Below are 11,337 nucleotides of genomic sequence, written 5' to 3'. Positions count from 1 at the left end.
GGCAGTACAGCCCGGACAGGAAGAAGGTCATGGCCGCGCCGTGGTCCTTCGCGAGCTTGCGGAAGCGCGGGAAGAGGCCGTTGCCGACCTCCCCCGCCCCGTCCCAGGAGAAGACCACGAACTGCGGCGGCTTCTGGCCCGGCTCAAGACGCTCCGGCGCGGGCGGCTGGTTCGGCTGCTTCCCGGCGTGCGCGGTCGAGCCGTCGCCGATCGGCCGGGGCGTCGGCCGGGCCTGCGTCGTCCTCCTCGGCTTGGGCGTGCCGCCGGAGTCCGAGGAGGAGCAGCCGGCGACGGCCAGCGACGCCACCGCTCCCATTCCAAGGCCGAGAATCCCCCGTCGGCTGACCTCACGCATCGCGTCCTCAATTCGCTCTTCGCCGTATCCGACGCCCGCCAGGTGTCGCGGACGCCCGGTGAGATGACGAAGCGAATACCGAGGTTCCGGATCAACGGAACGGAATTCGATTGTCGACGCGCTGTCTCCGGACTATTACGCGCCGGTCATGCGCCGTAGCCCTTGGAGGCGCCCCTCACCGGTTTGGCACCCGCCAGCAGATGCGCCGGGACCAGATCGCGAGCCGGCTCGCTGTATCCGACCGAGACGATCCTGTCGCCGCGGTAGGTGAAGGTGGTCAGGCTGGCCAGGGTGCACTGCCGCTTACGCGGATCGTGCCACAGCCGCCGCCGCTCGACGAAACTGCGCACGATCCAGATCGGCAGCTGGTGACTGACACACACCGCCTCGTGCCCGCGCGCGGCGTCCCGCGCCACGCCGATGGCCGCCATCATCCGCACGACCTGGTCGATGTAGGGCTCGCCCCAGGACGGACGGAAGGGGTTGGTCAGGTGCTTCCAGTTGGCCGGGCGGCGCAGCGCGCCGTCGCCCACGCCGAAGGTCTTCCCCTGGAAGACGTTCGCCGCCTCGATCAGCCGCTGGTCGGTGGCCACCTCCAGGCCGTGCGCCTTGGCGATCGGCGCCGCCGTCTCCTGCGCCCGCTCCAGCGGCGAGGCCACGACATGGGTGATGTCGCGCTCCGCCAGGTGTTCGGCGACCCGGTCGGCCATCCGGCGGCCGAGCTCCGAGAGGTGGTATCCGGGCAGCCGCCCGTACAGCACCCCCGTGGGGTTCTCCACCTCGCCGTGCCGCATCACATGCACGACGGTGATGTCGTTGTCGCTCTTCGTCATGGACCCCATCATTCAGTCGCCTCGGCGGCGGCCCGCGCCGCCCCCGGCAAAGCCTCCGCCACCCGCTCCAGCGCCCGCTCGTCGTGCGTCGTGGACAGGAACCACGACTCGAAGGCGGACGGCGGCAGGTAGACGCCCTGGGACAGCATCGAGTGGAAGAAGGCCGTGAACCGGAACGCCTGCTGGGCCTTGGCCTTCTCGTAGTCGGTGACCTCGTCGCCGGTGAAGAACACCGAGAACATGTTTCCGGCGGCCTGCACCCGGTGCTCGACGCCCTCCTTGGCCAGCGCCTCGGTCACCAGCGCCCGCAGCCGCGCGGACGCCGCGTCCACCGCGTCGTACGCCGCGTCGTCCAGCAGCCGCAGCTGCGCCAGGCCCGCCGCGGTCGCGACCGGGTTCCCGGACAGGGTGCCCGCCTGGTAGACGGGGCCGGCCGGGGCGAGCCGCGCCATGACCTCGGCGCGCCCCCCGAACGCGGCGGCCGGGAAGCCGCCGCCCATCACCTTGCCGAAGGTCATCAGGTCGGGCTCCACGCCGTCGATCCCGTACCAACCGGCCTTCGAGACCCGGAAGCCGGTCATGACCTCGTCGGAGATGTAGAGCGCGCCGTGCTCGGCGCACAGCTCCTTCAGCCCCGCGTTGAACCCCGGCAGCGGCGGCACCACGCCCATGTTGCCCGGCGAGGCCTCGGTGATCACACAGGCGATCTCGTCCGGGTGCGCGGCGAAGGCGGCCCGCACCGCCTCCAGGTCGTTGTACGGCAGCACCACGGTGTCCCCGGCCTGCGCGCCCGTCACACCCGGCGTGTCCGGCAGCCCGAAGGTGGCCACCCCGGACCCCGCCGCGGCCAGCAGCGCGTCCACGTGCCCGTGGTAGCAGCCCGCGAACTTGATCACCTTGGCCCGCCCGGTGAACCCGCGCGCCAGCCGGATCGCCGACATGGTCGCCTCGGTGCCCGAGGAGACCAGGCGCACCTGGTCGACCGGGCCGACCCGGGCCACGATCTCCTCGGCGAGCGCGACCTCCCCCTCCCCCGGCGTCCCGAACGAGGTCCCCCGCGCCACGGCGGCCTGCACCGCCGCCGTCACCTCGGGGTGGGCGTGGCCGAGGATCATCGGCCCCCACGAGCACACGAGGTCGACGTACTCCCGTCCGTCGGCGTCGGTGAGGTACGGACCGGTACCGGACACCATGAAACGGGGCGTACCCCCCACGGCGCGGAAGGCCCGCACCGGAGAATTCACGCCGCCGGGCGTCACGACGGCCGCGCGGTCGAAAAGCGTCTGCGAAACTGGGGCTGCGTACGGATAGCTCACGCATGCCATGTTGTCAGAGGCTTACGAAGAACTGCCGCCGGGCGTTTCACACGACTGGCGCGGGGGAGGTCTCTGACACGATGATCGGGTTGCGCGGCAGGTGCCGCGAGTGGTCGGGTGGAGATATGCATCGCGGTGGCGAACTGGGTGAAGGGACCGACGATCGAGGTCCCGAGCGCGCCCGCCCCGGCCGCCATAGGCGCAAGGACGCGGGCGGCGCACGCAGGGGCGGGGGCGGTCGTATGGGGGTGACGTACAAGTACTTCGGCGCGCCCGACGGCGCGACCGCCGCTCGCGTGCCCATCTCCATGCGCCCCGAGGAGCTCGGCGGCGACGAGCTCGGCCACGGCATGTTCACCAAGATCAAGCCGGAGACGGTGGCCGCGATGGTCCTCACCGGCATCGAAGGCGTCCCCCTCCACAAGGTGCCCCCGCTCGAACTCGTCGTCCTCCACCCCGACTACGCCGTGGTCAAGCTCCCCATGACCGCCGTCGACCCGCTCCGCGGCGTCGGCGAGGAAGCGGTGGGCGCCGCCGCGTTCATCTGGTCCACCGTCCCCGACCGCGGCGGCCCGCGCGACGCCTTCACGGTCTACCGGCTGCTCCACGAGTGGCAGGACTTCTCCCACCGGCTGCACGAGGCGGGCCACCAGCCGTACTGCCTGGTCTGGCCCTGACCCGGGGTGTGATGGCGGGGGACCCCCACTCCAGGCGGGCACGGTCGACCGACCGGCGGATCGCGCTGGCCCGCGAGTGGGACGACCTGGTGGAGCGCGTGCGCCGACTGGGGTCCGAGTTCGCGGACTTCCTGGCTCCGCCGCGGCTGGCGGACCTGACGCCGGGGGTCGGTGAGGGCACCGGCGTACTGATCAACATCACCGCGCAGCGGTGCGACGCGCTGCTGGTGACCGGCGGCGGCGCGACCTCCGTGCCGCTTCCCGCCCTGGCGCTGGACGAGCTCCAGGAGCGCACCGTGGCACACCTGGACCGGCTGCGGCAGGTCGACGAGGCGGCGCAGTTACTCCACCACACGCAGGAGCGGGCCGGGGTCCGGCCGATCGCCGCCACCTTCCAGGCCCACCACCAGGCCAAGCTCGCGCTCGGGCGGGCCCAGGCCGAGCTGGACGGGAAACTCCCGCACGACCTGGCCTGGCTGTGGAAGACCGTGGCCGGGCCGGTGCTCGGCGCGCTGAGGGCGGACGATCCCGCGGCCCGCGAGGATCACCGGATCTGGTGGTGCCCCAGCGGGCTGCTGTCGTTTCTCCCCCTCCACGCCGCCGGACATCACGACGGCAGCGGACGCAGCGTCCTCGACCGGACGGTCTCCTCCTACACCCCCACCCTCCGCGCCCTCGCGCACGCCGCCCGGCCGCCCACCGCCCCACCCCGAGGGCCCGCCGACAGGCCGGAGAAGTTGCTGGTCGTGGCGGTGGGCGAGGTCCCGGGTCAGCCACCCCTGCCGCAGACCCGGGCGGAAGTGGAGCTGCTGCGCGAGATTTTCGGCGACGACCGGCTGACCGTACTGGCGGGGCGGGAGGCGACGCGCAAGGCGGTGCTGGAGCGGCTCGCCGACCACCGGTGGGCGCACTTCAGCTGCCACGGACAGCAGGACGTGCTCGACCCGTCGCGGGGTGGACTGCTGCTCAGCGACGGGACCCTGACGGTCGGTGAGCTGAGCCGCGGCCGCTACGACGGCGACTTCGGGTTCCTCTCCGCCTGTATGACGGCCTCCGGAGGGCTCGGGCTCAGCGACGAGGTGATCACCCTGGGCGCGGGACTGCACTACGCCGGGTTCCGGCATGTGCTGGCGGCCTTGTGGTCGATCGACGCCGACACGGCGACGGAACTGGCCGAGCGGGTCTTCCGTTCCCTGATGTGCGAGGGGAGGTTCAGACCGGAGCTGTCGGCCGCGGCGGCCGCCGAAGCGGTGCTGCGGCTGCGCGACCGGGACCCCGACCGACCGAGCCGGTGGGCCGCCTTCACCCACACCGGGCCTTGAGCCCCGCCCGACAAGCGAGGAAACGTGAGCGCACTGCCCTACGCCGAAGTCACCGAGGACTCGTACGCGGAGCGTGCCGCGGCCGACTTCACCCTGACCGAAGTGGGGCCGGGGACCGCCGAGCTCAAGGGGCCCTGCCCGCGCTGCGGCACGGTCATCCACGTGCCCGTCGTCGCCGGCACGTACAAGAGCTTCCGCCTGACGCGCGGAGCCCGGCGCTCCGCGCCCCCTCCGGGCGAGCGCCTCGAGCCGGTCATCTGCACCTGCGCGGACGACCACCCCGGCCGGCCGGCGGACAAGGTCGGCTGCGGGGCGTTCTGGCTGCTGCGGATCAGCACGTCATGACGCTCGTCCTCGGGCCCGGCCCGCCCGCCGACGGAGCGGACGCCGCCCGCGCCCAGGAGCGCCACCGGGAGCTGCTCGCCGAGCTCCCGCGGGTGCGCGAGGCCGCGCTCTCCTGGCGCAACGGCCTGGCGGGGCTCCTGCTCGCCCTGATCGGCTTCGGCCTCATCCGCGGGCGCAGTGAGATCGACAAGGTGGCCGCGCCCTGGCACATCGTCATCGGCTGTCTGCTCCTGGCGGCCCTGCTCGTCGGCGCCCTCGGCGCCTACTGGCTGCTGCGCGCGCACAACGGCAAACCGGCGCTCACCCCGGTCGACTTCACCACCTCCACGGTCACCCAGGACCACCTCACGGCCCGGGCCGCGCTCGGCGACCTGCGCCGCGGTATCGTCGCGACGCTCCTGTGCACCGCGCTGCTCGTGGCCGCCGTGGGCACCACCTGGTACGGGCCGGAGAAGTCGGGCCCGAAACTGCGCCTGCGGACGCCCGGCACGACGCTGTGCGGCTCCGCCGCCACCGCGGCCGACGGGCGGCTGACGCTGTCCACGAAGGCGGGACGGATCGCGGTCGACCTCGCCGACGTGCTGACCGTCGAGCCGGCGGAGCAGTGCCCATGACCGAAGCCGGTGAACCCGCCGACGACTTCACGCCCTACGACGCCCCGGCCGACCCGGACGTACTCGACGCGGCCATCGAGGCCCACCTGGCCGGCGCGGAAGCGGCCGACGGGCCCGGGGCGCGCGCCGCGCACCTGGGAGCGGCGGGCCTGCTCGTCGAGCGACGCGGCTCCGCCACCGGGGATCCGGAGGATCTCCGGCTGGCCGCCGACCTGTTACGCGAGGCCGCCGCGGGCTTCGACGACCCGGCGCGGCGCGGCAGGACGCTCTACGACCTCGGCAACGTCCTGGCGCGGACCGAGCACCGCACGGGATCGTTCGCCGCCCTGCGCGAGGCGGTGGACGTCTACCGGGAGGCCCTCCCGTTGCTCTCCGGCGGCACGCGCCTGGCCTGCGCGACCAACATGCTGCCCGTCCTGCTGCGCGCCGGAGCACGGGGCCGCGAGCCGGACCTGACGCGCGAAGCGATCCGGCTGGCCCTGGAGTTCCTCGATCAGGCGCCGTCCGACATCCGTGCCGAGACGGGCGTCTGGGAGGCACTCCTGACCGGGCTGACGGAGGCGGAGACCTCCGACCGGACCTGTCTGGACCTGGTGGAAGCAGCCATCGCACTCGCCGCGCGGCCCGCGACCCGCGACGTACGGGCCTTCCGGTTCGACCGGCTGGGGCGCCTTCTCACCATGGTCGGCATCAGCGCCGGCGAGCTCTCCCTGCTGCGCCAGGCAGTCCAGGCCGGCCTGCGGGCCGTCGCGCTCCGTCCGGGCGACGGCCATCTGGAGGCGAACCTCGCCAGGTCCCTTCGGGAGGCCGGCGCGCGCGAGCGCGACCTGGGACTGCTCCAGGAGGCCGTACGCCGCGTCCGCGACGCGCTGGCACACACCCCGCCAGGCAGCCCGGACCACCACTCGATGCGCGACGACCTCGGCGCGGCCCTGCTGGCGCTGAGTGAGCACCACACGGACCCGGCCCTGCTGCGCGAGGCGGTGGAACACTGCGCCGCGGCGGTCGAGCACGCCGACGGGCCACGCCAGTCGGCGGTGCGCCTGTTCCATCTGGCCACCGCGAGACAGCAGTTGGCGAGCCGCACCCAGGACCGGCGGCTGATGGGCGCGGCGATCGACGCCTACCGCCGCGCCCTGGCCCACCCCTTCCCCCCGGTGGGCCGGGCGGCGATGCTGGTCAACTACGCCTCCGCGCTGTGGCATCACACGGGCGGCGCCGAAGCGCCGGCCGACGACCTGAGGACCGCGATCGACGCCGCCGGCGAGGCCGCCGCCCTGCTGCCCGAGCACTCCCCGCTGCTCAGAAGAACCCTGGAGCTGTACGGCACGCTCCATCTGAACCTCTTCGCCCGCGGCGGGTCCCGGGCGCATGTGGACGCGGCCGTCGACGCCTGGGAGAACGTGCTCGACCGGTCCTCGGCCCGGGGCTGGGGCGAGCTCGCCGCCCTCTGCCTGGCCGGCCTCATGGCCGCCTACCGGGCGCGCTACGAGCTGGCGCACGACGCGCGCGACATCGACCGGGCGGTCGACCGCGGCGAGCGGATCCTCGCCCTGCTCCCCGAGGACCACCCCGAGCTCCCCGAATTCCTCATCGAGCTCTCCACCGCCCTGCGCCTGCGTGCCGCGGCCACCCGCACCCTGGCGGACCTCGACCGCGCCATCGACCACGGCGCCACCGCGCTGACCCGCGCCGATCCCGGCGATCCCCGGCTGGCGGGCTGGCTCGCCCAGCAGTCCGCCAACCACCGCGAACGGTACGAGCAGGCGGACCGCCACGACGACCTCGACCAGGCCGTCACCCTGGCGCGGCGCGCCTGCGCGACCGGGGTGCCGCAACCGCCGGAGTCCCCGGCCCGGGTGCATCTGGCCGGGGCGCTCAGCCTCCGCTACCAACTCCGCAGAGACCCCGCAGACCTGGAACAGGCCGTGGAGATCCTCCGGGCGGCCCGGCAGTGGGCGAGGTCGCGTACCGCCGGTCACGGCGGGGGCAGCGGGCACGCCGACGGCGACCGGGACGGCGACCGGGCCCTCGCCGTCCTGTACAACCTCTCCACGGCCTTGCTCCAGCGCCATGCCGACCACGGCATCCCCTCCGACCTCCAGGAAGCGGTGGACGCCGTCGTCACGGTGGTCGACGCCACCCCGAAGCGCCATCCCGCCCACGCGGAGCGGCTGACCACCGCGGCGAGCGCGTTCCGGCGCCGCTGGCTGAGCGAGGGCGACGAGGAGGACTTCACGCGGGCGGTGGCCTACGCCGAGGAGGGCCTGCGGCATGCCCGGCCCGGGTCCTTCCCGCACGACAACGCGGTCGCCACACTGCTGAGCATCCACGCCGACCGGTCCCGCGCGCCGGAGGGGCACGGCGCCGCGCGGGACCGCGCCGTGGAGCTGGGGCTGCGCATGCTGGCCCGCACCGACCGGCCGGAGCGCAGCCGGGTGCTAACCGCGCACAACACGGCCTGCGTCCTCTTCCGGCGGTGGGAGGGCGGCCGGGCGGAGACGGACCTGGAGCTGGCCGTCACCCTGCTGCGCGAGGTGGTGACAGCCGTCGGCCACGAGCGGGCGCCGGTGTCGGCGGTCCTGCTGGGCGAAGTGCTGGCCCGCCGGGGCGAGCAACCGGACGGCACCTTCCGGAGCCCCGAGGCCGCGGAGATCCTGCGCCAGGTGGCCACCCTCGACACGGCGTCCGCGGACACCCGCTTCCACGCCGCCCGGATGTGGGTGACGGTCGCCGACCGCTCCGGCGAAGAGGTGCTCGACGCCTGCCGTCTCCTGCTGGAGTTGCTGTCGCTCTCCGCGTGGCGGGGCAAGCCGCGGGCGGTGCGCGAGGCGCCGCTGGCGCGGGGACAGGGTCTGGCTTCCCAGGCCGCGCGGGTCGCCCTGGACGCCGGCCGCCCCGCCCTGGCCGTCGAGTTCCTCGAACGCGGCCGGGGCGTCCTGTGGTCCCAGCTCCTCGACCTGCGGACCGACCTGGCCCGCATCCGGGCGGCCGACCCGGACCTCGCCGCGCGTATGACCACGGTCCGTGACGCCCTCGACCGGCCTGACGCGGCCGAGGAGGACGACGGGCCCTGGGACGCCAGCCGGGGGGAACCGCGCGACCACTCCGACGCCCCGCCCCTGGACCCCGACTGGGGAACGGCCCTGCGGGAGGCCGGTGACCTGCTGCGACGGGGTGACAAGGACGCCCTGTTCGACGTACTGGCGCCGCTGACCGAAGCCGACGACCCACGGGTGCGCGCCACCGCGGAGCTGGGTCGCGGGCTCATCCTGCTGGAGCGGGGCGAGCAGGAGGCGGCTCGCTCCGCCCTCACCCGCGCGGCCTGGTCGGGCCTGGACGGGCACGCGCCGATGGCCGCCAATCTGCTCGGAGACCTGCTGGTGGCGGACGGGGACCTCGAAGGCGCCCGCGCCGCGTACGAGCGCGCCAAGGACGGAGCGGACCCCGAAGAGGCGGACCGGGCCGAGGCCGGGCTCGGTGAACTGGCGGCCCTGGGGGAGGCGCTTGAGCAGCTCCCGCCGCCGACGCGGCAGGTCGTGGCGAGCGGCGACCCCCTGCGGATGGCGGCCCTGGCGGAAGACCTCATCACGGACGGGCGGTTCGCACAGGCCCTCGTGGTCCTGGACCGGCTGCGACCGCTGGTCTCCGAGGAGCAGAAGCCGGCCTACGCGGGGCTCCTCGGCCTGGCGCGGGAACACACCGGGGACTACGCGGGCGCGCGGGCCGCCTGGGAGTCCGCCGCGCGGTCCCCCGACGCCGACATCGCCTCCCGCGCCGCCCTCGCGCTCGGCGACCTGCTCGTGGCGGAGTTCACCGTCGCGGAGGCCTTCGACGCCTACCGGCTCGCCGCGGCCGGGGACACGGCGTCCCTCGCCCAGCAGCGCCTCGCGGCGCTCCGGCCCGTTCCCCCGCTCCCGGACGCCGCCGTCCCGCCCCTCTTCGACTACGGCCGGTGGGTGGCCCACCAAGAGCCGCCCCAAGCGGCCCTCGCCGCCCTGACCGCCGCCGTCGACGCCGGCGACCACCGGGCCCGCACCCACTACTACCTCTGCGAAATCCCCGCCCAGCGGCCACCGGACGAGGCGCGGAACGCCCTGCATCGGGTCATCGCCCTCGCCGGCCCCGACGAGACCGCCCTGGTCCTGCTGTGCCGTGCCCGCCTGCGGGAGAGCCGCGGCGACGACGCCGGCGCCCGGCAGTGCTACGACGACGCCTGCCGCGAGGCCGTCACCTCGGGTGACCCCGAACTCGCCGCTCTGGCGGCCGTCAAGCTCGCCAAGAGCCTCGAACGGGACGGCGACCTCCCCGCCGCCCGCGAGGCGTACGAGCGCGCCGTCCGCACCGGCCACCCCCACCACTCCCCGGCCGCCGCCTTCGATCTGGCCCGGATGCTGTCCGACAACGACCGCGAGGACGAGGCACGGGAGGTCTACCGCCGGGTCATGGCCACCGGACACCCCGTCCAGGGCGGCATGTCCGCCATCAACCTGGGCGCGAGCCTCCTGGGATCCGGCGACCTCACCGGCGCCCGCAGGGCGTTCGAGTACGCGGCGGGCGGCCCCTGGCAGGACGCGGCGGCCCGGGCGGGGCGGTGGCTCGCGAGGCTGGAAGCCGAGTCCTGAGCGGCCCCTCCCCCCGGTGATGTCACCGGCGAGGCGGCGCCGGCCCCGAGCCGCCCTCCCAGCGCGCGGTCACCTCGTTCATCGCCGCGACGGCGCGGGCGGCCGCCCGGGGGTCGGTGCGGACGGCGTTGGCGAACTCGACGTGGAGGAAGGTGCTGTCCCGGGCCGCGGCGGTGCGGCCCTGTTCGTTGGTGTGGCCCTCCAGGGGGCAGGAGCGGACCCAGGCGCGGCAGACCCGTGAAGTCGCGGGTGCGGAGGGCGGTGGCGAGGGCGCGGGCGGCGGTGCGGCTCTCGTGGGTGGCGCGGCCGGTGGAGGCGATGACGTCGTAGGCGGGGGCCGAGTCGTCGGCGAAGCCGTGGATCTGGAGGCCGGGGAGTCCGCGCCCGGCGAGTTCGGCGCACACCGCGGCGAAGACGGTGTCGCGCCGGTGGGCCACGTCGGCCGCGTCGCCGGTGCCCGCGTCGCGGTGGGCGCCGGCGAGGACGAGGGCGCCGCCCGGGGTGCCGCGCAGGACGCCGACGCCCAGCTGTTCCGTACGGGCGTCCGCGACGGGGTGGGGGACCTGGACGGACCAGCGCACGGGGGCCGACAGGTCGAGGTACACCCGCCCCCAGCCGCGCGGCGCGGGGCCGGTGTCGGTGCGGTCGGCGATCTCGGCGTAGCGCCGGCCGGTGGCGCTGTCGGTGACCGTACGGAGGTCGAAGTCCAGGGCGGCGAGCCGGGCCGCGGCCTGGGCGCGCCGGCCGTCCAGGAGGAGCCCGACGGCATGGGCGACGGCCTCGCGGTCGGCGCGCCGGGGCGGCAGATAGCCGGTGTCCGCGCCGAAGCGGGCGGTGTAGTCGGTGATCCGGCGCTCCAGGTCGGTGCCGGACGCCGCGGCAGACCCGCCGCTCCCGTCGCCCCCTAGGGTCCTCCCGCCGTGCGGGGCGAGGGTCCAGATCAGCAGGGCGACGGCCAGGGCGGTGAGCGCCAGGGCGGCGAGGGCGGTCTTCGGGGAAGCGGCTCTCATGGGGGAACGGAAGACAGGCGGGGCTGCCGGGAGATTGACGACGGGTGAACGTCCGGTGGACGGAGGGTTGCCGGGATGTCGCCGGGGGTCCGGCGGAGCGATCTGACTCACATTTTCGTCCTCTCGCGCAACCCTTCGCCTCACTCATCGATCCAAACCCCACGGGTCGCGCGTGTATGCGCGGCCGCGCGCCCCAGGGCCCGCGCGTCGGCGCGCCCCTGGACGGCGCACCCCCCACGA

Annotated in this window: 7 protein-coding genes and 1 pseudogene; 5 read left to right on the top strand and 3 right to left on the bottom strand. The window is 74.8% G+C overall.

Features of this window, described 5'->3' with window-relative positions:
- The 3 genes and pseudogenes from BBH68_RS15555 to hemL form a co-directional block, all read right to left on the bottom strand.
- A pseudogene (locus tag BBH68_RS15555) lies at positions 1-355 on the bottom strand (hypothetical protein); the annotation flags it as partial.
- Positions 356-501: 146 nt separating this feature from the next.
- A complete protein-coding gene (locus tag BBH68_RS15550; protein ID WP_174589030.1) occupies positions 502-1,188 on the bottom strand; it encodes a histidine phosphatase family protein in 687 nt (228 codons plus the stop codon).
- A gap of 8 nt (positions 1,189-1,196) precedes the next feature.
- On the bottom strand, positions 1,197-2,513 hold the full coding sequence (hemL, locus tag BBH68_RS15545) for a glutamate-1-semialdehyde 2,1-aminomutase (RefSeq protein ID WP_076970864.1): 1,317 nt from the start codon (positions 2,511-2,513) through the stop codon (positions 1,197-1,199).
- A 116-nt stretch (positions 2,514-2,629) separates the two neighbouring features.
- Between hemL and BBH68_RS15540 the strand changes: the two genes are divergently transcribed.
- Genes BBH68_RS15540 through BBH68_RS41960 form a run of 5 tightly spaced genes read left to right on the top strand, consistent with a single transcriptional unit; the run spans position 2,630 to position 10,087 of the window.
- Positions 2,630-3,181: a hypothetical protein gene (locus BBH68_RS15540; RefSeq protein WP_076970865.1), complete on the top strand. Its 552-nt coding sequence runs from the start codon at positions 2,630-2,632 to the stop codon at positions 3,179-3,181.
- A gap of 11 nt (positions 3,182-3,192) precedes the next feature.
- Positions 3,193-4,503 carry a CHAT domain-containing protein gene (locus BBH68_RS15535; RefSeq protein WP_065962777.1) on the top strand — a complete coding sequence of 437 codons (1,311 nt, stop codon included), beginning with the start codon at positions 3,193-3,195 and terminating at the stop codon, positions 4,501-4,503.
- A 24-nt stretch (positions 4,504-4,527) separates the two neighbouring features.
- A complete protein-coding gene (locus BBH68_RS15530) occupies positions 4,528-4,848 on the top strand; it encodes a hypothetical protein (RefSeq protein WP_065962775.1) in 321 nt (106 codons plus the stop codon).
- Entirely contained in the window at positions 4,845-5,462 is a 618-nt protein-coding gene (locus BBH68_RS15525; RefSeq protein ID WP_065962773.1) for a hypothetical protein, read from the top strand. The genes BBH68_RS15530 and BBH68_RS15525 overlap by 4 nt, the downstream gene beginning before the upstream one ends.
- On the top strand, positions 5,459-10,087 hold the full coding sequence (locus tag BBH68_RS41960; protein ID WP_065962771.1) for a tetratricopeptide repeat protein: 4,629 nt from the start codon (positions 5,459-5,461) through the stop codon (positions 10,085-10,087). Before BBH68_RS15525 ends, BBH68_RS41960 begins: the two co-directional genes overlap by 4 nt.
- Positions 10,088-11,337 lie beyond the last annotated feature (1,250 nt).

Source organism: Streptomyces sparsogenes, assembly GCF_001704635.1.
In the GTDB taxonomy this organism is placed as follows: domain Bacteria; phylum Actinomycetota; class Actinomycetes; order Streptomycetales; family Streptomycetaceae; genus Streptomyces; species Streptomyces sparsogenes.
This window is presented reverse-complemented; position numbering and strand designations above follow the sequence as displayed.

What these genes read in the sequence shown, in the direction of transcription:
- BBH68_RS15550 (WP_174589030.1), bottom strand. Translation starts at nt 1,188, where the DNA reads ATGACGAAGAGCGACAACGACATCACCGTCGTGCATGTGATGCGGCAC.
- hemL (WP_076970864.1), bottom strand. Translation starts at nt 2,513, where the DNA reads ATGGCATGCGTGAGCTATCCGTACGCAGCCCCAGTTTCGCAGACGCTT.
- BBH68_RS15540 (WP_076970865.1), top strand. Translation starts at nt 2,630, where the DNA reads ATGCATCGCGGTGGCGAACTGGGTGAAGGGACCGACGATCGAGGTCCC.
- BBH68_RS15535 (WP_065962777.1), top strand. Translation starts at nt 3,193, where the DNA reads ATGGCGGGGGACCCCCACTCCAGGCGGGCACGGTCGACCGACCGGCGG.
- BBH68_RS15525 (WP_065962773.1), top strand. Translation starts at nt 4,845, where the DNA reads ATGACGCTCGTCCTCGGGCCCGGCCCGCCCGCCGACGGAGCGGACGCC.
- BBH68_RS41960 (WP_065962771.1), top strand. Translation starts at nt 5,459, where the DNA reads ATGACCGAAGCCGGTGAACCCGCCGACGACTTCACGCCCTACGACGCC.